Annotated in this window: 21 protein-coding genes; 6 read left to right on the forward strand and 15 right to left on the reverse strand. The window is 42.4% G+C overall.

All coding sequences use genetic code 11. The annotated features are described in order from the left end of the window. From ACKPQ4_RS01385 to ACKPQ4_RS01450, 14 genes are all read right to left on the reverse strand, one after another. A partial coding sequence (locus tag ACKPQ4_RS01385) for an ABC transporter ATP-binding protein (protein ID WP_407679419.1) occupies positions 1–513 on the reverse strand: 513 nt, incomplete at its 3' end. Beyond that, positions 513–1,757: an ABC transporter permease gene (locus ACKPQ4_RS01390; protein ID WP_407679420.1), complete on the reverse strand. Its 1,245-nt coding sequence runs from the start codon at positions 1,755–1,757 to the stop codon at positions 513–515. The genes ACKPQ4_RS01385 and ACKPQ4_RS01390, both read right to left, overlap by 1 nt. A gap of 20 nt (positions 1,758–1,777) precedes the next feature. Then, a complete protein-coding gene (locus tag ACKPQ4_RS01395; protein WP_407679421.1) occupies positions 1,778–2,908 on the reverse strand; it encodes an efflux RND transporter periplasmic adaptor subunit in 1,131 nt (376 codons plus the stop codon). 2 nt (positions 2,909–2,910) lie between these two features. Further along, the gene (locus ACKPQ4_RS01400; RefSeq protein WP_407679422.1) at positions 2,911–4,245 is read right to left on the reverse strand and encodes a TolC family protein; all 1,335 of its coding nucleotides are present in this window, start codon (positions 4,243–4,245) and stop codon (positions 2,911–2,913) included. A 66-nt stretch (positions 4,246–4,311) separates the two neighbouring features. Continuing rightward, positions 4,312–4,989 (reverse strand): c-type cytochrome, encoded by a 678-nt coding sequence (locus ACKPQ4_RS01405; protein WP_407679423.1) that lies wholly within the window; start codon positions 4,987–4,989, stop codon positions 4,312–4,314. Beyond that, the gene (locus ACKPQ4_RS01410) at positions 4,986–6,119 is read right to left on the reverse strand and encodes a cbb3-type cytochrome c oxidase subunit II (protein WP_407679424.1); all 1,134 of its coding nucleotides are present in this window, start codon (positions 6,117–6,119) and stop codon (positions 4,986–4,988) included. The genes ACKPQ4_RS01405 and ACKPQ4_RS01410 overlap by 4 nt, the downstream gene beginning before the upstream one ends. Next, positions 6,116–7,519, reverse strand: a complete 1,404-nt coding sequence (locus ACKPQ4_RS01415; RefSeq protein ID WP_407679425.1) for a cbb3-type cytochrome c oxidase subunit I — start codon at positions 7,517–7,519, stop codon at positions 6,116–6,118. The genes ACKPQ4_RS01410 and ACKPQ4_RS01415 overlap by 4 nt, the downstream gene beginning before the upstream one ends. 6 nt (positions 7,520–7,525) lie before the next feature. Next, the gene (locus ACKPQ4_RS01420) at positions 7,526–7,837 is read right to left on the reverse strand and encodes a hypothetical protein (RefSeq protein WP_407679426.1); all 312 of its coding nucleotides are present in this window, start codon (positions 7,835–7,837) and stop codon (positions 7,526–7,528) included. Continuing rightward, the gene (locus ACKPQ4_RS01425; protein ID WP_407679427.1) at positions 7,830–9,134 is read right to left on the reverse strand and encodes a hypothetical protein; all 1,305 of its coding nucleotides are present in this window, start codon (positions 9,132–9,134) and stop codon (positions 7,830–7,832) included. The genes ACKPQ4_RS01420 and ACKPQ4_RS01425 overlap by 8 nt, the downstream gene beginning before the upstream one ends. Next, positions 9,131–9,796, reverse strand: a complete 666-nt coding sequence (locus ACKPQ4_RS01430; protein WP_407679428.1) for a c-type cytochrome — start codon at positions 9,794–9,796, stop codon at positions 9,131–9,133. Before ACKPQ4_RS01430 ends, ACKPQ4_RS01425 begins: the two co-directional genes overlap by 4 nt. A 4-nt stretch (positions 9,797–9,800) precedes the next feature. Further along, entirely contained in the window at positions 9,801–10,352 is a 552-nt protein-coding gene (locus ACKPQ4_RS01435) for a DUF3341 domain-containing protein (protein WP_407679429.1), read from the reverse strand. A gap of 2 nt (positions 10,353–10,354) precedes the next feature. Then, positions 10,355–11,761 carry an NrfD/PsrC family molybdoenzyme membrane anchor subunit gene (gene nrfD, locus ACKPQ4_RS01440; protein ID WP_407679430.1) on the reverse strand — a complete coding sequence of 469 codons (1,407 nt, stop codon included), beginning with the start codon at positions 11,759–11,761 and terminating at the stop codon, positions 10,355–10,357. Between the two features lie 2 nt (positions 11,762–11,763). Further along, positions 11,764–15,129, reverse strand: a complete 3,366-nt coding sequence (locus tag ACKPQ4_RS01445) for a TAT-variant-translocated molybdopterin oxidoreductase (RefSeq protein ID WP_407679431.1) — start codon at positions 15,127–15,129, stop codon at positions 11,764–11,766. Positions 15,130–15,131: 2 nt separating this feature from the next. After that, entirely contained in the window at positions 15,132–15,872 is a 741-nt protein-coding gene (locus ACKPQ4_RS01450; protein ID WP_407679432.1) for a cytochrome c3 family protein, read from the reverse strand. Positions 15,873–16,085: 213 nt separating this feature from the next. Between ACKPQ4_RS01450 and ACKPQ4_RS01455 the strand changes: the two genes are divergently transcribed. From ACKPQ4_RS01455 to ACKPQ4_RS01470, 4 genes are all read left to right on the forward strand, one after another. Beyond that, a complete protein-coding gene (locus ACKPQ4_RS01455) occupies positions 16,086–18,287 on the forward strand; it encodes an FAD-dependent oxidoreductase (RefSeq protein ID WP_407679433.1) in 2,202 nt (733 codons plus the stop codon). Between the two features lie 66 nt (positions 18,288–18,353). Next, positions 18,354–19,694, forward strand: a complete 1,341-nt coding sequence (locus tag ACKPQ4_RS01460) for a hypothetical protein (protein ID WP_407679434.1) — start codon at positions 18,354–18,356, stop codon at positions 19,692–19,694. A gap of 183 nt (positions 19,695–19,877) precedes the next feature. Next, positions 19,878–20,585: a 16S rRNA (cytidine(1402)-2'-O)-methyltransferase gene (rsmI, locus tag ACKPQ4_RS01465; protein ID WP_407679435.1), complete on the forward strand. Its 708-nt coding sequence runs from the start codon at positions 19,878–19,880 to the stop codon at positions 20,583–20,585. Between the two features lie 6 nt (positions 20,586–20,591). Continuing rightward, a complete protein-coding gene (locus tag ACKPQ4_RS01470; protein ID WP_407679436.1) occupies positions 20,592–21,530 on the forward strand; it encodes a Ppx/GppA phosphatase family protein in 939 nt (312 codons plus the stop codon). On the opposite strand, the gene ACKPQ4_RS01475 is transcribed toward ACKPQ4_RS01470, so the two are convergent. Beyond that, the gene (locus tag ACKPQ4_RS01475; RefSeq protein WP_407679437.1) at positions 21,527–23,824 is read right to left on the reverse strand and encodes an alpha-amylase family glycosyl hydrolase; all 2,298 of its coding nucleotides are present in this window, start codon (positions 23,822–23,824) and stop codon (positions 21,527–21,529) included. The two genes, ACKPQ4_RS01470 and ACKPQ4_RS01475, sit on opposite strands and share 4 nt — an antisense overlap. 28 nt (positions 23,825–23,852) lie before the next feature. Here ACKPQ4_RS01475 and mnmA point away from each other — a divergent pair, with 28 nt between their 5' ends. Together mnmA and ACKPQ4_RS01485 are read left to right on the forward strand one after the other, a co-directional pair. Further along, positions 23,853–25,037: a tRNA 2-thiouridine(34) synthase MnmA gene (gene mnmA, locus ACKPQ4_RS01480; RefSeq protein WP_407679438.1), complete on the forward strand. Its 1,185-nt coding sequence runs from the start codon at positions 23,853–23,855 to the stop codon at positions 25,035–25,037. A 37-nt stretch (positions 25,038–25,074) separates the two neighbouring features. Next, positions 25,075–25,776, forward strand: a complete 702-nt coding sequence (locus tag ACKPQ4_RS01485) for a hypothetical protein (RefSeq protein ID WP_407679439.1) — start codon at positions 25,075–25,077, stop codon at positions 25,774–25,776. Positions 25,777–25,885 lie beyond the last annotated feature (109 nt).

Consider the following 25,885-nt stretch of genomic DNA (forward strand, 5'->3'; position numbering starts at 1 on the left):
ATTAGCTAAAGCACGAGCAATGGCTACTCTTTGTTGTTCCCCACCCGATAATTTGTAGGCGGGGCGCTGAGCCTTACTTTCAAGACCAAGTTCAGACAAAAGGTCATTGGCTTTTTGATTAGCACTGTCTTCGTCTTTGCCAAGTTTTAAAAGAGGTAGGGAAATATTCTCAATTGCGCTTAACTCTTTGATCAAAAAGTGAAATTGAAAAACAAATCCTATAAAATGATTTCGGGCTTTAGTTCGCTCATCATCTTCTAAATTTTGAACTTCTGAATCACCCATGAAAACCTTTCCTGAATCTGGACGATCTAAAAGTCCCATTAAATAAAGCAGCGTACTTTTCCCACAACCTGAGGGTCCAGCAATAGAGGTAATTTCTCCAGGTTTAGCTTCGAGGCTAACTCCATTTAATACCTTTACGGTTCCGTTTGCCTCTGAAAAAGAATGAAACAAATTTTCTACCCTCATGGAACCATTAGGCATCATTTTATTTTTCTGAGAACAATCCATTACAGAGTCTCTCTAATAATCTTTGCCGGTTCTATACGAGCAGCACGACGAGCAGGAATCCAGGTCGCTACAGCCACAAATACAAAAGCTATGCAACTAGCCCAAAGGTAGTGATTAAGGTCCCAATTTACCACAAAGCTATCAGTAGAAAATATTCCTCGTATTCGAAGCGGAATCATCGAAATAAGATAAGTTCCCGAAGCCGCAAACAAAGACCCGATAGTGATACCTGCGACCAGAACAATCGTGCCTTGCCACAAAAAAATTGCAGAAATATCCATCCTCGAAAAGCCTATTGAACGTAATATTGCAATATCACGAGTTTTTTCGATCACAAGAATTGCAAAGACATTGAACATGCCAAGACCAGACAGAAGAAGTATACAAGACACGGTAATTGCTGAAGAAAAACGGAGTGCCTTGAATACATCAAGCCAGACTCTTTCTCTTTCTTGCCAACTAACAACCCGATGGTTAAGAGACGATTGCAATTGGACTGCAAGTCCGGGTGCATGCTCGGGTTCATTTATTGCTATCTGAAAAACTGAACCTCCAGAGGAACTACCAAGGAAAGACCGGGCTGTAATCAAATGTATGTAGATTCGATTTTTATCGATTTGACTAACTCCAGATTCAAAGATGGCTGAGACTCTAAGGTGCAGATTGCCTGTACCCCCGACCAAACTAACCCGATCACCAATTTTTAGACCTAAGCGTTGAGAGATTCTGGAACCCAATATAACTCCCATTTGGTCAGAAGAAAAGTTATTCATAGTTCCCTGAATAATTTGATTATTCAGGTCAGATGATTGGAGATGGTCTTCCCAGCGAATACCATTCAGCACAATAGACTTTCGACGAAAGCCCGTATCCAGAACTGCGCTGCCTTCAATAATTTCAGATACTCCTAGGAGCTCAGGATAGTCATCTAAGGCATCTCGAATCAATGAAGGTTGGTCAACACCTTCATGATATAGAGAACCTTCACGGGAATGAAAAAGAAACCTAGTATCTCCATCATCGTCGACTTGTTCAACAGTTCCATATGTATCTTGAAAACGGTCAGAAATCCGAAGTGCACCGTTAGTACCTAAGATTGTTTGAATAAAAAATTTCTCAAATCCGGAGGTTTGAGCCTGGGTGACCACAAAAAAAGAAACTCCAAATACAATTCCAGCTAAAGATAAAAACATCGGCCTCTTTCGAGCAATTACGAAGCGCCAAGCTAATTTGAAACAGAGCATTAGATGACATCCTCTAACATCTAGTTGGAAAAACTTACCATGGTAGATTTAATCCTTTCGCCATCTTTTAATAAGTGCGGTGTTTCAACCACAACTCTCTCACCTTTTTTTAATCCTTTTAAGACCTCAACAGTCCGTAAATTTTTAGAACCGATCAAAACTTTTCTAAATTGAGCCACACCTCCCTGCTCAACCACTACAAAATCACCAATTAGTGCCTTGCGGGGTATGAGCAACGCAACTTCCTTTTCTGATTTTATTATCTCAGCCCGTCCAGAACTGCCAACCGGAATTTTTTCATCACTATTATTCAACCTCAAATAAAGTTTTCGGATACCGGAGTTTGATTCGACCGTAGAGGAAAGGGCAGATACATTTGCATCAAAAATAGTTTTTCCTTGAGAGAAAAATGTAACACCAGCAGAGAGACCTACCTTTAAGCCAGGAAACTCTTCTTCATTTAAGGAAACCTCGATAATTCTTGCAGTGGAATGAACATTTCCGACGATATTTCCAGAAAAAACTTGGTTACCTGGTGCAACAAAACAGGAAGAGAAATCTCCATTAATTGGACTCCTTATTGCCCGTTTCTCAACTTCAGCAACTAGGGTATCCATAGAAAGGTCAAAGTTTTGTAAAAAATGAGAATCTGCTAATACCTCCAGTTTTCGTTGTGCTCGGATCCGCTCCACTTCGTTTTGCTTTTTTTCCAAGTTATGAATTGAAACTTTTTCCTCCTTGGCTAATTCACTTATTGAGAGAAGTTCTTTCTCCTGAATCTCTAAAAGTATGCCAAGAGGAGACCCCGCTTTTTTTCTTTCAGTAAATTGCTTTTTGTCCAAATTGAGGCGGTCCATCCTTCGGTTAAGGTCATCAAGTTCGAGTTGGACTAATGTCTGGTTTTCATCAACTGAAAGGGTCCCCCCTAATGGCAAAAGTGCGACCCAATCTACTTTTGCATTTGATTGAGCTCGTAACTCATAAGTTGCAGCTGCATGGACCCGGACATTACCGGTAACAGAATCCCGAATCGTACCAGTCTTAGATTGAGTAACCAAAACGGTGGGGACGACTTGCCTGAAAATAAAAAAAACAGAAAGAACAATCAGGCAAAGTATAAAACAACATAAAGCTAGAGAACTTTTTTTCATACTTATTTAGAATTTGGGTAGTTGATAAAGGTTTCAAACATTACAATCTGTTCATACTGGTCAAGCAGGACCATAAATTGACAGACTGCTTCTAAATTCTCCAATTGAGACTGATCCAAGGCAACCCTAGCAGAAAAATGGTCAGCGGGAGATATACGATCCATTTGTAATTCGATTTTGCTTTTCTCAAGCCTGTTTTCAGCTACTGAAATTAATTTTCGGCCCAACATAATTCTTTCCTTTAAAGACTTAAGTTCGCTGACCACGGAACGGACTTTATCTCGCAGTTCACGATTTTGGGTTTCAATGGTATTTTCTAATTTCAACTTCTTTGCCAAAGCAATTTTTTTTTGGCCCGTACTCTTGTGGGAATCCCAAATTGACCAACTAGCCTCCAAGCCTACTAAAAAATTGTTTCTGTCTAAACTGCTTCTACCTTCTGCAAGATCAACCTGATCTTGGAAGTATGCACCAGTAAGATTAATTTTGGGTTTTAGTTCAGCTTCCGCAATTTTTATATGCTCATCTTCAATCTTAACTTGGGTCTGTAATCTCTCGACCTCTATATTACTTAGAGAACCAATAAGTATGGGAAATTCCTGATTGAAATTATGACTTTTAGAAAACTCCCAAAAAACCTTGGTAATCTTAAGGGACAAAGGCTCATCGTATCCAGAAAGACTTACAAAATAAGCTTTATTTCTTTCTAGTGAAGTTCGTAGTTCAGCAATGGATATTTCACGGTTGAGTTGCTCAACTCGAGCTTCTTCTAAAGCAAGGGGAGTGCTTAAGTTTAATTCCAGCCTCTTTTCAATTGTTTCTACATATTGGGTGGCAATCCTGAGCTGCTCGATTGCCATCTGGCTACGATAATTTAGGGCAATAAGTTTTAGAAATACACCCCGGACCTCACCAGCAAGAGTTCTTCTTTGGACTGTGAAACTATCTTCGGCCCAAGATATATTTAGCTTGGCAATTTGTTCTCGTGCCTTCAGTGCCCCCCAATGGAATATTGGCTTGGTAAGGTAGGCTTGATTAAAAGTGCGATAACGATGGTAGAAATCTTCACTAGGCCGATCCTCATGAATTGATTGGCCGGAAACCTTTAACCCAAATTTAAAGCCTTGTTCTGACTTGGCAATTACCTGATTAGCTTGGGCAATATCCAAGTCGAATTCTTTGCTTTTTAATACTGGCGAACGATCATTAAGTTTTTCTAAAACCTGAACAAGTTCCTCAAAAAAAAACTCAGGCCTTTCATTATTTGGAATCTCAAGTCCAAAAAATTTTAAGCAAATAAAAGTGTTAAAAGAAAAAAATAAATATGCTTTTTTCAAGACACCACAATGGAACAATCTAAAAACAGCGACAATTCCAAAAAGACAGAAGATTGCTGAAAGCAATTATTGGCTAAACGAGTCTGAAAACATCTTGCGTAGCTCAGAACCAATCCACTGATCTTGCCTATCAGATGATTCATCCCGTAAACGACTGACCTCATCCTCGAAAACTTCAGTTGAATCATTTCCCCATGCTTGCCTGACATAAGTGGAAACATTCGCAATTTCACGGTCATTTATTGGCACAGCAGCCATATTAACCGCTGCAGATGTACCATACTTTTTACCCTTAACCATAATTTCACCCTTTAGGCCTTTTAGGATAACATTTGCAATAACGGCTGAATCTGCAGAAACCCACTCGGAACCGGCAAGGGGAGGAAACTGCCCCTCAATACCCAAGCCATTGGTTTGGTGACATGAAGCACAACGGGCGGCAAAAATCTTTTCTCCCGAAGAAATCTTCCTATCCAATCGTAAGCTTTCTTTTTCCTCAGCTGAAAGTTCAACTATTTCAACTGGGGGATGGAGTTGAAATGAATTGGTAGAATGTGACAATTGAATTGAACAAACAAAAATCAAACAACCAAATACGAACACAAAAACCAAAGGAGCCAACAGAAAATTTGCCGTAGGCTCGTGCTTGGTTTTGGAAAGCTCAACATGAGATTTTACGATATCTTCATCAGAAAATCCTTTGTCATTCGGCAAGTTGCCGATTTGTTTTGAATCATCGCTCATTGTATAGGAGTAGTAAGCTCGGCGGACGTAAACATTTGCATGGGGGCTCTCCCCTTTAAAGATGCTCGAACGGTGGCAACTTCTTCTGCTGAAACAGCAGATGCGGAATTACCCCAATCGTTTCGAATGTAAGTAAGAACATTGGCAATCTGATCGTCAGTCAATGATCCTGGAGGAATGCCGGGGGGAGCCATAACATTGTTATATTTAACTCCATTTACTTCAATCTCTCCCATAAGTCCATACATCGAGATCTTAATTAGCCTTTCCTTACTACCCAAAACCCAGTCAGATCCTGCAAGAGGAGGAAACTGGCCAGCAAGACCCTCTCCGTTTTGTTGGTGGCATGCAAAGCACATTCCTCCGCCTGGTGATGCCTTCATATAAATTTCTTTGCCCGTGTCTATTTGATCTTGCAACCACTTCGGAGCACTAACACTTACTGTTGAAACATCGGTGGAAACAACATCTTCTTCCTCAACTGAAACATCTTCAGTTTCAACAAAGGAAACCTCAGGTAGCTCATAATCCTGTTTCAATGCTTGCAAGTATGCCACAAGACGATTTGCCCGTACCGTTGGACGAACATAACGAGTTTCCTTAGTAACTTCGTTGGAAACTATTTTAATGTCAGTAATTACCGGTTCATCTATTTGTTGGTAGAGAAATGGGCTTGGTGGACAAAGAGAAGAAGGGAAAATCGATTGGGGTTCAAATAAGTGTTGATGTAACCATTCATCGGAATAATTCCGTAAGCCAACATTTGCCAAATCCGGACCAATTCTCGAATTTCCTAGAAGCACATGTTCTTGTAAGACATAGTCCCGCGGAGCAGATGGTCGTTTTCCCCAACCTCTTTCCACATCAAAACCAGCTTCAACTCGTCTCACTTGCTGGGTGTGGCAAGTCACACAACCTAGGGCAGCATACTCTTCAGCACCTTGTTTAGCCATACCAGAAATAGCGACAGGAAAAAGTTCTGCGTCTTCAGGAACTAAGCCATCATCGTCCAATACCTCGGAAGTTGGAACCAGGTCTCCAAATTGAGATCGAGCACCTACTACAAAAGCAAGCCATGCCATTCCTAAGGTAAAAAATATGCCAATAGTGAATTTGGCTAGATTGTTCATACGCTAGCCTCCTTATTGTTAGCGGAAAAGTAAACAAATGGATTTGGGAAAATTACTCTCCAGACATTGACCACAAATACAAACTGGGAAAATGCGAGAATGATGAAAGCGAATTTGGTGATCAAGAAATATGGTTGAATCGATTGAATAACAGATGATGACCAAGGCAGGCTAGGCTGTCCGGCAAGAACTCCATGGGTAAGACCGCCAATTAAGTAGGCAAGTAAGAGCATCAAAACGCCAAGTGTAGAGGTCCAAAAGTGGAAAGATTTTGCAGCCTTAGGAATTTCACGACCAGTTATGCGAGGAAGGGCAAAATAAACTGCTCCAAAAATAATCATACTGAAAAAACCATACACTCTTTGGTTGAAGTGAAATTCATTAATGATTGTAAACTGAGTAATCTTGGCAACTGCAGGTAACGAGAAAACCACACCGATATAGCTGGATACCGTGTATGAAAGTGTACCAAAAATAACAAACCTGAGGGGTAAGCTGTCCCAAACCTTTCCTATATCTAAGAAAGCGGTTGCATGAAAGTTCGTTGATGCCACAGCAATAGGGAATACCATCGCTATGCTCATCACCGTGCCGACCGCAGGAATCCACATGGGTACGGGGCCACCTTCCAAGTGATGAACCACTGACCAGGGAGCAAGAGCAGCGATACACCAAAAACCAAATATAGCTAAATAATACTTATCAATTGTTCGACCAAGAATTGCAGGAATAAGGTAATAAGCTGCACCTAAAGCTACGGGTGTTAACCATAACCAAACAAGACTTTGTCCATACCACATAGAAAGAACAGTCTGTAATGTGCCCCTAGCAGGATTGATCTCCAGCCCATTCCATGCGATTAAAAACAACGCCGGAAACCAAAGTAATGCAGCTAAGATAAACCATTGAGGTGCGATTGTTTCACGCACTTGACGGGAGCGATGAATGACTAAGGCTAAGAAAGTAATAATCAGGTAGGAAATAAGCATAGCTGGCCAAACTTCAGTAGGCATTTCAAGCATTTCGTGCCCACTCATGTGTCCATCCATAATGCCTAACAACCCAAATGTGATAGCTAAATTCCAAATGACTCCAGCAACAACAAGGAAGACGGATCCGCGTACTTCAGCCTGGGACAAACGAGCCAATATCCACAGAGATACAGCAAAAATCGAGTTACCTCCCCATCCGTAAACAAAAGCGTTAGCCTGAGCTACTTTAATTTTCCCGTAGGTCAAAAATTCATAGGAGGCTAAGAAAAAAGGATCGGTCAGCTTGGCTGCGGCTACGTATGCAAGCAATGCAGCCGTAAGTAACCAAAGACCGGCTGAAGAAAGAAAGAAGGAAAACACCAACTTCGCGGAACGATCAATAACCTTGTCTGGAGAATCTGCTGGCATGCGAACCTATTTGGATGGTTGTGGTTGGGCCTTGCTAACGGCACGATAAGTTTGAAGGACACTCTTCATCGATGATTCAATGGTAGTATTTTGCTCAGCATGAAAATCATCAACCAAGGATAAAAACTTTTCATTTTGCACTCGGTGTGCCTGAGCTTTTGCTGTGCGAACTGAGTCGATTGCCTCATTAACAGAAGCAGGTGCTTCCGGTTCAAAAGTTCTTTGAGCTAAGTAGAAACCCGAAAGCAACAATGCCAATACTAAGAAAGTAAAGAAGACGCTGCATCCGTCTGCCCGTTGGTTCGTCGGATTACTCATGATGATTAATAGATTCACGAATGCGGGGATCGCGAATCGGAATAATTTCAGCTATGCCAGATTGAAAACTTCGAATAACAGCCCATGCACAAAGACAACCAACCCCCACGAGAGAGAACAGACCCCACAACAAATGAGATCCAATAACAGGACGTGCTTCATAACCAACAAATGCACCTGGAACAATTTCTCGGCCTGGAATAATATTCCAATATAGGTCAAGAAGGTGGAAGGCCAAAATCCAACAAACAATAAAAACAAGTTTGGGTACATCGACTTTATTTCTGTAAAAAAGCAGGTATAAGAAAGGGAAAAAGAAATGACCAAATATTAAACCCATACTCACCCAAAACCATCCAGATCGAAGTCCAGTGTTTGGATCAATTTCGCGAATAGTAAACCAAAAGGTCTCCTCAGGTATATTTGCACTATAAATTAAAAAATATTGGGAGAAACTCACATAAGCCCAGAATATCGTAAAGGTAAGAGACAAACAGGCCAAATCATACTGGTGAGCTTGTTTAAAAAGGCCCTTGAGATTTCCATTCGCTACTAAGTAAACACAAATTAAAATGGTTACCGCAAGAGCGGCACGCATGCCCGAAGCAAAAAACCAAACTCCATACATGGTAGAAAACCATTGATATTCCAGACTCATAAACATGTCAAAGGCACCAAAGGTAAGGGCTAATGCAGCGGCCGGGATTCCAATTGCGGATACTTTAGTACCAAGATGCGTCCACTTGGGATCACCATCTTTATCCTGTGAAAAAGAAGCTTTTCTAAGCCAATAACTAATCCCACAGAAAATAGCAAAGTAAGCAATCAGGCGAAGAGTAAAAAAGTTTAGGTTTAGGTATCCAGCTTTTTTTTGATGAAGGACATCTGCTTCAACCGATATTATACTGCTTACCTCAATCGTCGGACTGGCTGGATTAATCCAAGACCAAAGAATGCCTGCCTGATCCTTGCCAAACCAAGCAACCAATAAAAGAGGCAACAAGCATAAAGCTAACCAAGGAAAAGCAGAAAGTGCGTGTTCTTGTTGCCTGCGAACAACCGGGCTCCATTTTGAATTAAAGACACGAAAAATCATGATCAGCATGAGCATGCCGATAGCAATACTAAGCCAAAAGGAGCAACCCCATAACCAACCAAGAAAAGGTGCTTTATCACCAGTTTGTAATCCTTGAAAAAGTCCGACTAATCCACCTCCGAGGCCAAGGATAGAACCAGCTAAGAGTTTGGTGGAAAGACCCTTTTGGGGAGTGTCCTTAGTGAAGGTATCTTCCATCATGATCCTTGTCCTTTCGATGCAGTGGTTGCCTGCCCAACATAGTCTTGCAAAGCACGAAGATATAGTACAATGGCCCAACGTTCATCAGGGGAAAGCCTGTCTTTGAGTCCAAGCATAATTCCGGATGCAGAACCATTTGAAATGGCATTGTAAAATTGTCCATCAGTCCAAGCTGCTGCGGACTCTAAGTAGCTACCAGCATTTGATGAATCAGCAAGGTTTCTTGGATTAAGACCAAACTTAGCTGTCACACCTAAGCCATTCCCGTAATCACCGTGACAGACGGAACAATGAATGCCGTATTTTTCCCTACCCAAACGCATCGTTGACATATTTAGACCAGCTGAAACAGGTACATTCTTAACCCACTCACCGTCCGGAAATTTACCAGTGGTGTAAGCGTCGGAGTGAAATTTCGGTTGTGATGAGAAAACATTTTCTGAATCAATCGCAGTTCCTCGTAAGACAGTACCGGTAACCGGTAGACGGTCAGCACTGCCATCTGCAAAGCGAGAATTTGCGGTTTGAGCTTTGAATTTCGCTTGCCTATCCATATCCGGAAATACTTCGATTGGAGTATTTTTTGAATAATCACCTCTAAACCCAAGGATAGAGACAATGGTAATAACCAAAATGGCAAAGATTGGTATGATATATCTCACTTCTTTAAACTATGGGTTCGCGAATAATTTGCACAGACTGACCACCAACTTCCTTGAGGAAACTGGCCGTTTCTTCGTCATCATACTTTGGATCTTCAACTTCGATAACGATCATAAATTTATCATCACCGGTACGTCCGAAATCTGGGTGTTCAAAAACAGGATGATTGTGCCTTGGTAAACGGTTCAGAAAAAACATACCAAACAAGGTACCGAATGCAGCAAATAGAATGGTTAGTTCATAAAAAACCGGAAAGGGATAAATGGGACTGAAATATGGCTTCCCCCCAACGATTAATGGATAATCAAACTCATTCATAAACCATACGATTAACATACCGGTAAAAAAGCCCGTTACTCCACCAGCAAGTGTGAACCGAGGTACTTTGGATCTCGCATATCCCATTTGAGCATCCAGACCATGTACAGGGATAGGAGAAAAGCATTCCCAATTAGAATAGCCTTTTTCTTTTACCTTACCCGCGGCATCATACAATTCTTTGGCGGAAGAAAATGTCGCCGCTGCAGCATATTTGATGTCCATAATATCACTCATGATTAATGATCAGCATGGGGATCAGCTTGGGGCATAACGGACTTCACTTCGCACATAGGCATGAGAGGTAAAAAACGTAAGAAAAGTAGGAAAAGAACTGAGAAAAATCCAAAGGTTCCAAAAAAGGTGAAAATATCTACGACCGTTGGCGAATAATAACCCCATGATGAAGGCAGGAAGTCTCGTGACAAAGTAGTATTGGCAATAACAAACCTTTCAAACCACATACCAACATTTACGAAGATGGAAATAATCCAAACAAGAGGTGTGTTTTGACGAATCTTTTTGAACCAGAACAACTGCGGACAAATAACATTGCAGGAAACCATTATCCAGTAGGACCACCAATAATTGCCGAATGCACGGTTGATAAAAGCAAAACCCTCGTAGGAGTTTGCCCCGTACCAAGCAATAAAGAACTCCATTGCGTATGCATAACCAACCAAACTACCCGTCGCTAGGGTGATCATACACATATTATCAATATGTTTTTGTGTGATCAAATCACGCAGACCAAAAACCGCACGAACTGGAAGGAGGAGAGTCAAAACCATTCCGAAACCAGAGAAAATCGCCCCGGCAACGAAGTAAGGTGGGAAAATTGTAGTATGCCAACCTGGCAAATTGGCCACAGCAAAGTCAAATGACACGATTGTATGAACCGAAAGAACGAGAGGAGTTGAAAGACCTGCAAGGAGAAGATAAGCCATCTCGAAATTACGCCAGTGATTATTTGCATTCCGCCAACCCATTGCAAAAAATCCATAAAAATATTTACGCCAAGTCTCGGTTGCACGATCACGGAGAACCGCCATATCTGGAATCATTCCCATGTACCAAAAGAGTATCGACACCGTTGCGTAAGTTGAAACCGCAAACACATCCCATTCAAGTGGACTCCGAAACTGTGGCCAAATTGCATTAGCATTAGGGATGGGAAAAAGCCACCAGGCAAACCAGACTCTTCCCACGTGGAAGAGTGGGAAAATACCTGCACACAAAACAGCGAACACCGTCATGGCTTCTGAAGCTCTATTAATAGATGTTCTCCATTTCTGTTTAAGTAGACAAAGTACTGCAGAAATTAGAGTTCCCGCGTGTCCAATACCGATCCAAAAAACGAAATTAACAATCGCCCAACCCCAATTGACAGGGTTGTTATTCCCCCAAACACCTACGCCGGTAGATACAAGGTAGACCAAACCCATTCCAGTAAAACTGGCAATGCAAAGGGCGGTAATGAAGCACCACCACCACCAAGTTGGAGTCTTTGATTCTACGATTCCACAAACCTTATCGGTAACCCATTTGTAATCCCGGTTGTTAAGAACCAAGGGAACATCTTTCCAGGGAGCGGGGTCGACCTTTTTTAAGATCTCGTGTTCTTCGACTTCTTTTACCTCAGACATTTTTAATGGGTTCCGTGCTCATCTCCATGATCCGAGGGATGTGCTTTGTCGTGGTATTCACGAGCAGAATGAGGTGATACAGCAAAATCTGGCATCCGTGGATTAGGGTTACGAACTTTTGCAAGAAAGGTGGTCCGAGGACGTGTGTTTAAATAACCAAGCACAGAGTAGTCTCTTGGATTATTTTTCAATTTACTGACCTCACTTTTCGGGTCACTTATGTCTCCAAATACAATCGCTTCGCTCGGACAAACTTGTTGACATGCCGTTTTGATAGTCCCGTCTGGTACTTTAAGATCAGATTTTTCGAGTTTTACACCTGCTCCATCCTTACCAGACTCGAGTTTAGCAGAGCGCTGAGCATTTACCTTGGTTCGAATCTTAGACTCCTGTATTCGTTGGACGCAGTAAGTGCATTTTTCCATAATTCCACGCATACGCACGGTAACATCAGGATTTTTCCCCATGTCCACAAGGGAATCATTTTCTTCTCCAATAGGCCCTTGATAGAGCTCATCAGTTTTGCGTTTATTCCAATCAAAAAAGTTAAAGCGGCGGACTTTATAAGGACAATTATTCGCACAATACCTCGTTCCAACGCATCGATTGTAAGCCATCGCGTTCAAACCTTCTTCGTCATGAACCGTCGCATTTACAGGGCAAACGGACTCACAAGGGGCCGTTTCACAATGCATACATGCTACGCCTTGGAAGGAAACTTGGACATCAGATGGAATCTCTGCTCCATCACGGGCAGTAGAGCTAAAATAGCGATCTAAACGAATCCAGTGCATTTCGCGACCACGAAGAACCTGATCTTTACCGACTACGGGAATGTTATTCTCGCTCTGACAGGCAACTACGCATGCACTACAACCAGTACACTGATTTAAATCAATGGTCATTCCCCATTGGTGGATACCAAAGACATCAGATTTTTCGTAAGTATGATCTGGATGCTCGTAAGCAGAATTTCCCCGAGGGGTGGAAGTCGCTTTTTCCTCAAGAGATTTATCTTGGTCTTTACCCCACATTGGCGGGGAATGAGACTCAGCGCCCATGCGATCAGCAAACTCCGGTTCAGAAATATATTCATCGGCGTTGGCCTCACGAACAATCGCCCGCCCCTCCATTGACCAATGTTCCTGAACATTTGCCAAAATTTGAAAGCGACCCGTTGGCTCCAATGATGCTCCCTTTAGAGTCAAGGAACCTGAACCATCCAACAAGGGGGTAGAGTCATAACCTGTACCCTGCCCTACTCGACCGACATGAGTACGCCCAAAACCAAGTGTTGCTACCACTGTATAGTCAGCTAGGCCAGGTTGTACATAAAGAGGTGCCTCGATCTTACGATCGCCCAGGTTAACAACTACGACCGGGGCTTTTTGTTTGCCACCATCAAATTGGGCCACATCTGGAGCAATCTGACCACTCTTGTTAAGCATTGTTGGTTTAGGCAGAAGACCTATACCTGCGTGCTTTGCCTCCAATTCCTTCGCCAGAACAGGACTGATTAGCAGGGCGTTATCCCAAGTAAGTTTGCTAATGGGATCCGGGCATTCCTGCATCCATCCATTATTGGAATACTGACCATCATGAGCATGGAAATCAGGGATAATAAGAACATCTAACTGATCAGCAGACAAGGTAGCCGGATTCGACTGTTTTGGTTTGATGGCAACAATCGCTGACTCGGGGTCAATATCTTTGGCTGTAACTGTTTTGTAGTCAAGGGAACCAAGCCGCAAAAAGTCGTCAAATTTCGACCCAGATGAAAGGGTTTTGTGAAGATCTTTTACCCGAGAATAATCATCCGATTTATCGCCAATTAAGTGGGCAATTAAAGTTGTCTCAGAAATGGTATCAAATAAAGGAGCAAGTAAAGGTTGCACAGGTACCGCAACAGAATTGTCCCAAGTCAAGCCAACATCCCAACTTTCAAGATAATGAGACTGACCCAGGTGGTGATCAGCAATCTGAGAGCTTTCATCAATGGATGAACCTAAGCGTACAACATACTTAAGTTTCTTGGAAAGTTCTTCCCAATTAATAAACCCCTTGGTTTGGTATACCGGGTTTCCACCAAGTATAATCAACCTCTCAATCTCACCATCATTTACAAGCTTGGCTAAAGAAGCAATGGAACCACCGGAATGACTCGTTTCTATGTAATCAATGGTTTGCCCAATTGAGCCGAGAGCTCGGTTCATGGCATAGGCAATTAGTTGTACCTCCTTGGGTAAATGAGAACCTGCAAGAACAACCGATTGTTTGGGTCGAGAGAGTAAATCGGCAACTGCTTCCGATACCCATGCTTGATGTTCCTGCGCCCCAGTTCCAAGTTTCTTAAGATGATTAAGTAAGCCCTTATCAGCGGTTTTGGTTTTTGAAAGCAGTTCAACAGCAACGAGACTTGCAAAAGCTGTCATAGCAGAAGAGTCAAGCCGTAGGCGATGGTCAGCAACCCCGCCAGTACGGGAAAGGTCAGCCTCCACCACATAGAGACGGTTCATCTTCTTGGCATCACCTGGGTTGAGGACTTTGCGTCCGCCCATGAAAGACTTGGAATTTGCTAATTCATTAGCCTCACGGTTACCAAGGAAATCGTTATCCAGGGAAAGAACTCGCTTCGCAGAGGCCAGTTTTGGAACTGCTCGCATTCCTAGTTTTGCACCCAATGCCTTACCGAGTTGACGCTCAGCAGAACAGAAGTCCACAACATCATGTTCAAAAAACTTAATTCCCTTGGACTTGGCCTTTTTGATTAAAGACTGACGAGTTAAGGAATGCGAATGATTCGCAAGCAAAGCAACCTTACCGTTAGAAACTTCATCAGTTAATGACTCGAGGATGGAAGATGTGGATACTTTTTTCCACCGATTCAAGCCACTCTTCAATGTTTGGCGGGCAAAGCTTCCCTGAGCCCGATCTGGATCGTACAAATCTAAAACACTAGCTTGTGAGTAAATATCAGTACTTCCACCATAAGGAAGATAAGAAGGATTACCTTCAACCTTAGTTGGTCGACCTTGATGACTTTCAACAATTAAAGGAATGTAGCCTCGGGCAGATGGCTGAGAGGTAGCGTAATATGCAGGCACTCCAGGGATTAACTCTTCCGGGCTTTTACCGTATGGAAGAATTACATGCTCAGGTCGACGACAACCAGTCATGCCTAAACCCGCTAGACCAAAGGAGGCAGCCATTAACTTAACAAAACTGCGCCTTTGAACTCCATCAAGCATACTTGCACCTTCAGGAAACTCGCGAGAGACCCAATCTTCAAAACCTGGGGTTTCAGCCAAGCTGTCCAAACTTTTCCAATACTCTTTGCCCACAGGCAATTCCGGTGGATTATTTTCCATGATCATCGGTGGCACCCCGTACAACTGAGGGGTGGATGAACACCCCAATTATCTTTTAATTCTAGACCGGCATGGACTTGGGCAATGAGAGGATCCACTCCATCTTCGTCACTTACCTGCCAAGATAAATTAGTCACCTCATCCAATGGACGAAGGGCTTTTTCTGGGTTTCGGTGACAATCCAAACAAAAGGCCATACTCAAGTGTTTGTCGTGATGGACTTCAACCATCTGATCGACGCGCCCATGACATTCAACACAGCTGATTCCACGATTAACATGTATGGCGTGGTTAAAATATACATAGTCTGGAGCTTTGTGGATGCGAACCCAAGGAATGGCAGGACCAGCGTTGAGAATACCATCCTCGTTTACATCTTCTCCGTCCGAAAGTTTGCCATCTTTATTTGAATCCTCTCCATAAAATGAAGCACGCACCGGCTCAAGCAATGGGGAATCTCCCTTGATATTTTGATGGCAGGACATACAAACATTTGCTCCAGGAATGTTTGCGTGGGACGATTTATCCACACCAGTGTGGCAATAACGACAATCTAAGCCCAACTCACCTGCATGAAATTCATGGTTGTAAGAAACAGGTTGCGTAGGTTGGTAACCAACGCGGGTATACTTAGGAGTCGCGTAATAAGTAATGCCAGCTGTAACAACTGCACCCAAAATTCCCAACGATAAGATCAACTTAACCGGGATGGTGTTAGACCAGCGTGGGAAGATGTTTCTCATTGGGCGATTGAGGAGAGTGGGTTATGAGTAAGTGAACAGTTAAAATCAAAAAATCGGGCAAATATCTCTGCTATCGACTCATTGCCTCCGGTACAATATTAAAAAAGCTAACTACAACCTATTAAATTTACTTAATGCCTTTCATTAGGATTCTTTAGCATCGTTTAAGCACAAATTTTGTGTTGAAAGTAAATTTTCCCACTAAATAAAAATTTGAAACCTAAACCTAAAAGATCAGATATTGTAATTATCGGAGGAGGTTTATCCGGGATTTCTTCTGCAATAGCAGCATCTCGTGAAGGGGCTACAGTAGCTTTGGTTGAAAGACTTGACGAATGGGGAGGTAGTATTGGTGAATTTACTCAAATGCCAGTTGATTCTCCAAGCACCTCAAATGAAACTTTTTTTAGAGAGTCGGGGATATTTGAAGAAATTATCTCTCAGCTCAGAGTAAACAATCAAGAAGGTACTTATGCCGGGCAATCACGGGCACTTACGACTCTATTAAAATCAGAACCAAAGATATCCACATTCCTAGGCTACCATTGTTTAAGCGCAACTCTTAGCACAGCTAAAGATAGAATCGAAACTTGCACCGCAATTAACCTACAGGAGGGGAATGAAGTACTGTTTCGTGCGAAGTACTTTATTGATGCATCAAACCGTGGTCACCTCGCAAAATTGGCAGGGGCTCCCGGGGAAACGGGTGTAGATTCAATACCGGATCCACAAGGTCACCATAAAACAATTTTTCGGTCCGCCGCCCTTGTAGAAATTGGTAAGAGCACGGAACCCACCCATTTCTGCTGTCCCAAATGGATAAACGCAAAGTGGGAAAAAAACTCTATTTCGGCCCGCACTGCCTGGATGGAGTCACTAGATCGCAATCTTTGCGGCTTCCATCATTTGGAATGGATTTCTGAGGATTCAGCAACTCCAAATGCTTCAGAACTTTGCTGGGCTGCCTGGGACTACTTAAAAAACCGTTCACCGTTAAGAGATCTGGCTAAAGGACTACTAGTCAAGCGTGTCATCCCACTTCCTGCCCCCAACAATACTTTCCGTGGATCAGGAGATTATACCTTGACTAAAAAGGACTTACTCTCAGGTAGAGCACACTCTGATTCAGTTGCAGTGGGACGATCCCCTTTGTGTGAAAATAATTCATTGATCTATTCCTCCACGGGTAAACTTGCCCTCCCCCAAGCCTTTGAAATTCCTCTCCGCTGCCTTTATTCCCAAAAGGTAAGGAATCTTTTATGGACAGGGGGACACGCATCTTGTGACGCGGTTACCTCCCTTAATCTTTCCCATCCTCCAACAGCCGCCCAAATGGGCATTGCCACTGGATTTTGTGCCACTCAATGTATAGCTCAAAAAAGATTACCGAGGACTTTGGCCAAGGAAGGTTACATAGAAAAAATCAGGGGGCAACTAGCCCAAATAAACCACCGTACGAGCATTTTGCCATTTGCAGACAAAGCAAACCTAGCCGTTCGAGGAACTGCACAAGCTTCAACCACTTGGTCTGCACGCAACATTGAAGAACTTCCTACCGAAGACGGTATTGAAACGACAGCTTGCCTGGTTCAATTCCCCATAATCACTGATAAACTGGAGACTGTTAGATTTCTCGTATCATGCCGTGGCCCTCAAAGCTTTGATGTTCGCTTGATGTCAGGTTCTAATGAAAATCAAAATATTCCAGGCACTTGCTTGGAGGTTGACTCCGTTAAAGTAGCCAAGCCTGGAAAGCAATGGATCGAATTTAATTTTAATACTCAATTACCTTCCCAAAGTTGGTATTTTATGGAAATTCGTTCTGTCCAAATTTTTTGTTTAATTGAAGCCCGTAACGCTCCGGTCGGTTTTAATGTTCAATACCCCCGAAAGTTGAGCCAGGTCGACGGAGAAAATCAGTATTCTAATTACTGTCCGATTCCCAATTACGATCCATCCCCACATAATTGTCCTGTTATGGAAATTATTCCGAATCAAAATATTTACCAAGCTAATGAAGTTATTACAGATTCGTCTCGTCCTTACAACACACCAGGACTTTGGATTTCGAGGCCCACCAATTTTTCCTATCCCGAGTTTATTGAGCTTAGTTGGACAACCCCGATATCTGTTTCAAGGATAGATTTATTTTTTGACCCTTCTTTTGGATACAACTCTTACCCGCACCCTCAGCCTACAAAATGTGGACCATCAATTTCCCTAATCAAAGATTATAAAATTTACTCAACCGACCAAAATGGAAAATCTAACTGCCTGATTGAAGTCCAGGAAAATCTTAGCGCCCACCGATCTCATCTATTTGAAGATCAACCAATAAAATCCATAGAATTGGAAATAATATCAACCCACGGACTTGACCGGGCACAGGTCTTTCGGATTGCCTTATATGAGTAAAATAAAATTTATGTGGCAAAGATTGATTGATTTTCTTTCCAATACAGCATTAATTAAAATTTAAATATGAAAGCCTTCGCTACAGTTTTAAGATTGTTGGCTACTTTTTCCCTAGCTGGCCTAGCTGGTGTTATTTGGTTAAAATGGGACAACTCCACATCTCAAAGCCATTCTTTTTTGGATGAGGTTGTCTCTGATGCCTACACCATCCTGCAATCTGAAAGAGATAAGCAATGGAGTGACATTGAAGAAAAGAAAAACTCTTTTTTCGAAATATTTGATGCCAATGACCCTGTGGGTCAAAATGATGAAAACCCTCTAGCTATTGCATCCGAGTCTCTTGATTCTGCAGAAAAAGGAATTTTCAAAAGTCCTGAGTACCGAGATAGTTTGCTAAACCTTAACCTTGAATACGGGGTAGATTCACTTACCTGGAATTCTGAATCGAAAAGCTGGCAACAAGATTCCAAGTTATCTCCACCCGCAAGCCTCCAAGATCCATTTTCTGACGACCCCAAGCAGGATATAAAAAAAGAAGACGGAACAATAATACGAGGAGTACCTCGAGCCAACCGCTTGAGAACAGTAATTGGTATGTTCTACAAGGAACGCGATAATAACATCAAAGAAATCTCCAAGCTTAGAAATATGACTGTAGAGAGGGATAAGGATTTAAGAACATTCCAAAATCTCCACGCTAAAGAGAAGGAGCGAAAGGAAGAACTTGAAGAGATCGAAGCAGAATTAACAGTTAAAGTTGCAGGACTCGAAGAGGACCTGAAAATAGAAAAAGAAGAACGTGAAGGAGAAAGGCAAGCGGCAGAAGAAAAAGAGTCTGAACTCAACCGCTTGGTCGCCAATTTAGAAGAGCAGAAACTTATTGTAGAGAAGGAAAATCAAGACTTTATTAATACATTAAGGAACGAACAAAAAGAACAACTTGCTGTGCTTCAGGATGAGGTTCGCAAAGCTGACGCAGAGGGCTACAAGCGAGGAATTGATGAAATGATTTCCAAGCAGCAAGGCGGTGAGGTTGAACAAACGGACGTGGAACTTTCAGTCAATCCTTTCCTACCAACAGAAGATGGACCACCAAAGTTATCACAATCTGAACTTATGCTCGCTGCACAAGCTAAGGAAATTAGTGAAAGTGGTGTACCGTCAACCGTAGGCAGAGTTGATGGTAAATCCGGGATGATTTTACTCCCACTAGGTAGTGAACGTGGCGTTTCTCTTGGCAATGTTTACACCTTATGGAAAGAAAATAAAAAAGCTGCCCGTATCCGCATCCAAAGCGTCAGCCAGGGGTACTCTCTTGCGTACTTACTACCACAGTTTGGGTCACCCCAAGACCTACGTCCAGGAGACAGTGTACATGTAGTACCAGAGATAGAAGAAACCCTTTGAGAATTTCTTATGAAAATTATCCTATTATCATTTTTTATCTTCCTTGTATCATCCATGACTGGTTGCTTCACTGCATCACCTGATGATTCAAAAATCCCTCAGAGTCGTCCTGCCAGTTGGGAATACAGTTTACCAGGTGGCTTCGATCGCGGCGGTTTTAATAGATAGTTCTCCAGCTTACCTATGAGTCCGGATCAAGAATTATCCGGTTGTCTCTTTATTGTTGCCACTCCGATTGGTAATCTTGGTGATTTAAGCCAAAGGGCAGCTCTTTCGATTGAAAATTCTGACATCATCGCATGTGAGGATACCCGGGTAACTGCCAAACTTTTACAGCATTTAAACCTTCGAATCCCCATGGTTTCATACCGTGAAGAAAATGAGAGGAAAAAATCTCAAGAAATTGCCCTAGATATCGAAAGCGGGAAAAAAGTAGCTTTATTATCAGATGCCGGATACCCGTGCATTAACGACCCAGGGTTTCGGTTGGTCAGAGAATGCCATGCCCGCAAGCTCAAGATTATTCCGATCCCTGGTCCTAATGCTGCCCTTACTGCCCTTGCTGCATCGGGACTCCCCACTCATCAGTTTGCCTTCATTGGTTTTTTACCCAAAAAAAGGGGACAAGTTCAGAAAACGATTGAGTCATGGAAAGATTTCGACGGATCAGTCGTTCTTTACGAATCAAAATACAAAATTGAAAAAACCTTGAATGCTATTTCTGAAATCCTAGGTTCCGATCGATTTATTTGCCTAGCTAGGGAGCTGACCAAATCATATGAGTCTATTTTATCTGGACCAGTTAATCAGGTAATTGAAGAACAGAGTCAATCTAGCGGCAAGGGCGAGTTCACTATAGTAATTGGTCCTTCAGGTTACTCTTTTGAATAAGCAAATATGAAAGTCGGTGTAATTGACCTTGGTTCAAACACTAGCAAATTACTTATTGCTCAAATAAAACCTTTTCCAGGCCAACAGAATTTCAAAGTCCTGGAAGAGAAATCCCTTCCCTGTAGGATTTTCACACTAACGGAAAAAAAAGTTTTAAAAATCTCTCAAGAAGGGTCTACCCGCCTGGTAAGTTGCATAGATAAATTTCAAAACATATGCCAATCCCATCAAACCGATCACTTGATTGTTGTTGCAACCGAAGCCTTAAGAAAAGCCGAAAACTCACAAGAAGTTACACTCTTTGTCGAACAACAAACTAGTCTGAAAATTAAAATTCTTTCAGGACAAGAAGAAGCAAAAGCCGTGGTTAAAGGGCTGCAAACCGACCCAATGATTAATGATCTTGCAGATTATTTCGCCTTGGATATCGGGGGTGGTAGCTTAGAAATAATGGAGGTTGAACAAAAAAGAGTATGTAACATACAAAGCCTACCACTCGGAGCGGTATCAGTGGCTTTAGCAAATTCTTCAAACCTCAACCTGCCCCTAACTCCTGAAACTCAACTTAAAACTAGAGGTTTCGTCCGGAACATAGTTCAAAAAGAATTCAAAATTTATTCTGCGAAAAGACCGCACCTAGTGGGCACTGGAGGTATACTAGTATTTTTACGCCAGATCTTAAATAATCCTGACGGATACATGAAAAACAGAAGCCTCAACCTTTCAGAAATTAAACAATTAGCGAAGGAGGTATGCAGCCTTTCTCTTAGTAATCGAGTCGGCCGGTTTCCAAAACTACCCAGTGACCGGGCAGATGTATTTCCATTTGGACTAATTACGATCATTGAAACGATGGAATTCTTGGGTGCCCAGAGCATTACTCATTCTTTTCACAATTTACGCTACGGAATTGCTCAGGATTTCTTTGAGTCCATAGAAGCCTAGATATTACCTGCCCAATAAAAAGAAAGTGGATTTACTACATTTGGGTCAAAAGATTCAAAGCCGTAAGCCGCCAACTGTTGGGCAACTGAACTCCAAGATTCAGGCAACTCAATGGAAGCTATTTCTTGGGAAGGGTTAGCAGAAATCCAAAATTTTTCTTCTGTTTTTTTATGTTCCCAACCATAGCAAATTGCAGATTCTGAAAAAACAGGGAAAGAATGTAAGGTCCACTCATCCGAATGAGGGTACCTTGCTCGATGACCAGCTCTGGACAATCGAATTTCGATTAACTTCCGAACAAAGAGAGCTTCTTCCTCAAAAACTTGAAGGTTTTTATAATTTAATGCGTTTATATCACCGTTTAAATAGGTATTTCTAATACCTTGTTTATGCCTCAAAAAATCTTGTCCTGCACTAAGCATGGGTACACCAGGAGCTGCCATTAACATTCCCAAGGCTACCATCACTCGGCGAACGACCTCCTCAGGTAAAGAATCTCCCTCCCCCCAATCTCCCAGGTCCCGAAAACGGTCGACTAAAGCATAATCATCATGAGATTCCAAATAATTGAGAGACTGGTAAGACCTATGATTTTGATTTCCTGAATCATCATTCAAGAGGTTAATCGCTAGATCCTTCCCCGATTGGTTTTTAGCATACTTGAGCCATCCTTCTCTCGATGCATCGCTCCAAAGTGAATAGCCTGTCTTATTCATCTCCACGGGCAACCTTCCACGAAAACTCCATGGTTCAGCAAAAAGTAGAATTCCAGGTTTTATTTTCTTTAATTCATTTTCAATCTCAGTAAGCAATTCTAGGCCAAGCAATTCACCTAAATCAAAACGAAACCCGTCTACATCAAAAACTTCTACCCAATAAACTAAGCTGTCTATGATTAACTTTTTTACGGGTTCCGACTCACATCTTAAATCGTTTCCGCAACCGCTATGATTAGTCAAATCTCCACTACTGTCCGTTGAGCAATAAATTTCCCTATCCAAATTGATTAGATGCTGAGGTATCCCTATGTGGTTATAAACTACATCCAAAACAACCGCCATATCGGCATCGTGAAAGGCATCGACCAATTGGCTAAACTCAGAAAGAGATGCGTCATTCTTGGAACTACTTGAATAAACGGATGCCGGAGAAAAGAAATTTACCGGCATATACCCCCAATGGTATTGTTCTTTTGTCCTGGCATCAAATTCATGAATAGGTTGAAGCTCTACAACATTTGCGCCGAGTTTTCGCAAGTAACAATCTTTGGAGGTTAGCCACTTAGCCAACCCCTTAAACCCTAACCTGTCCCCATCACTTAATGCACAAGGGGCATTAGCTAACAAATCCCGGATGTGTGCCTCAACCACTACAGCGTCCTCAATTGGAGGCGGATTGAAAGCCTTGCCCGGAGGCTTGGATTCTGGAAACAAGGCAAGCCCTGGTCCATTCCTACCCACCATTGCACGAGCATACGGGTCTACAATTTCTTTAGAAAATAAGTTACTTTGAGCATCTAATTGGGTTATAGAAAATTTATAAAGTACCCCCTTTAATGAAGCTTGCAAAGTTACAAACCAACTTCCGTCATCCTTAGGCAACATCGGTATTTTTTGAGAAATGCTATCAGCTGTTTTCTCAAATAATAAAAGTTCAATGCCCTCAGCCCGTGGAGCAAAGATTCGAAACGATGAATATTCTCCGTCAAAACTAAACCCGAAACTACCCTCCGGTCGGTAAGATATCCATTTTTCACTGCCTATGACTCCTCGGGGTTCAATAAGGTTAAATTCAACCAAATCCTTACCTGTTCTATTTTTATGAAACCAAGCATTACGAAATTTTCCCGCAGAAGTCGGAAAAGCAGGAAAGTTATCGTGCGGATCAATCCATCTACCCTTTTCGGTACAAAACTTAAATTCAAACTCTTCAAATTCACTCAAGGTTTCGTCCTCGACCCAAAGTTGCATTCCTCCTTTAACAGGGGATAATTCCCACCGAGAAGAAATTTCCCAATCATTACAATCTCCCAAAAGAAAAAGTTTCTCTCCTTTTATACCATGAAAAGAAATTGATTGATCAGGAAAAAAAAACAACCACTTACTGTCGACCTTCACATAACCGCCAAAAGAAGCCCGTGTATAGGGCTCTGCAACCTTAAACCCATCTCCGATAATACCAGCTTCCGCCACGAGATCCTGAGGTAAAAGATCTCCTTCCCAATCTCTTTCCAAGGCGACCCACCCCAAACCTTTTGGCTCTACCCATGTTTTTCCTCCACCTTTATACCCCATCGCCTATCTCCTTACAGAGAAAGGTTCTGTGAATCCATCCAAAAACCTTTTGCTTGGACCCCGATCAATCATTATTGTTCGCCTTAGAGTGCAAAGATCACCGAAAGAAAGAATTCTTGTCGCCTTGTCTGGGGGGGTAGACAGTGCGGTTACCGCCGCTTTGCTTAAACAAGCCGGTCATGAAGTCGAAGCCGTTTATGTAAGAACCTGGGAACATGAAGATGATCTCCTGGGTAATTGTCCAGGAGCACAAGACCTTAGAGATGCTGAAACTGTAGCTTTACAGTTGGATGTTCCTTTTCATGTGGTCAATTTTATCGATTTCTACCAGCAAGAAGTAGTCAACCCAATGGTTCATGGCTATGCCGACGGCATAACTCCGAACCCAGATGTATTATGCAACCGACAGATGAAATTTGGCGCACTACTGGAGTACGCCCAAAAGCAATCATTTGAGGCATTGGCAACCGGACATTATTGCATCCGTAAAACAAACAAATCCGGAGAAGCAGAACTTTGGGAGGGGAAAGATAAAAACAAAGACCAATCTTATTTTCTTGCCCGCTTAAAATCGAGTCAGCTCATGTATTCCAGATTCCCTCTAGGTTCGCTGGAAAAGCCAGATGTGCGCAAACTGGCTCATGCCTTTTCATTACCTGTATCCCAAAAGAAGGATAGTCAGGGAATTTGTTTTTTAGGAAAAGTTAAAGTTCCTGAGTTCCTATCTCATTTCATCCAAGACAAAAACGGTGAAATTGTGGATACAAACGGCAAGGTACTTGGAAACCATCAAGGTTTACACCGCTATACTTTAGGACAAAGGAAAGGCATCGGGGTGCCATCCAACACCGATCATGAAAACTTTGTCGTAACCGGTAAAGATAAGGTAACAAATCAATTAATCGTAGCCTTTGATCGTCCAAATGAACCCACTCTATGGGCAAAGCGATTTGGATTGGAGCAGGTGGGCTTTCTTTGTCCCGGTTTTGAACATCAAACTGAAATCAACCTTCTAGGCAAAGCCCGCTACCGAGACCCATCCACACCGATCAGGCTAATTAAAAAAGCTAATGAAACTTGGGCCGTCGAATTCAAGGTCGCACAGCGTGCCCTAACCCCTGGTCAAATCCTTGCATTTTACCTAGGTGAGCAATTGATTGGCTCGGGTATTTATTCGCTTTCAAAATTTGGGCGAGCCGCCCTTTCATCTTGATTTGCCTGCCCTCCTCAAGATAAGAATATATTAAATTATGCGACTAAAACTCTCCAAAACAACCCGTAGCAAATTACCAATTGCTGAGGAACAAGCTCCGCTCAAAACAAAAGAGAATTTGGAAGAGTATCTCCAGGGTGCCATTTCCTTCTTACAAACCCAACAAATTGCCCTGGAAAAAACTATTTCCATTCTTGAAGAGATTGCACATCTTGCACCGACCATGAAAGCAGATGTAATTCGCAAGGTGAGCAAAGAGAAAGAAATTCAATCGCGCAAAAAACTTAAGGTGCTAAGAAAACAGCTTAAGGCACTGGCAACCCTTTCCTTCAACCAGCAACCTCTTTTTAGTTCGGACGATGCCGATACTTCCTTTCCTCTATTCGAAGGTGCCGGTGCTAACGCCCCTCAAATCAAACAGCCCTCCGCACCCCATTACTACAAGCCCATACAGAAAACCACACATGAAGTGAATTTGGATTTAGTTCACTCCTCCCTCCAAGCCATTCAAGAGATGCTCGGGCAAAACAATTCAACCACTCAGGATTTACAAACTAGTTTTACTGCCCTTGCCAGTGACCCTAAATCACAGGCAAAGCTTCAATTTTTCGAGGAAAGAGTAAAAACTTGGGTATCCGGAGTCATCGAGGGACAGGATGGTTTGTCAGTCCAAGCAAATATTTTAACTCAACGCGTTGACGGTTTAGTACGCGGTCTGCAACGCGGGCAATCAGAGTAAGGACATGAACGGGGAGCCCCCCTCACCGCAGAGCTCAACGCCAAGTCCCGGGCGGGCATTTTTGGGCATTCATTATGTTAAATGTGGCACTTACGGGCGGATTTACAAA

This window comes from Candidatus Chordibacter forsetii (assembly GCF_964187505.1).
GTDB lineage: Bacteria > Verrucomicrobiota > Verrucomicrobiia > Opitutales > Seribacteraceae > Chordibacter > Chordibacter forsetii.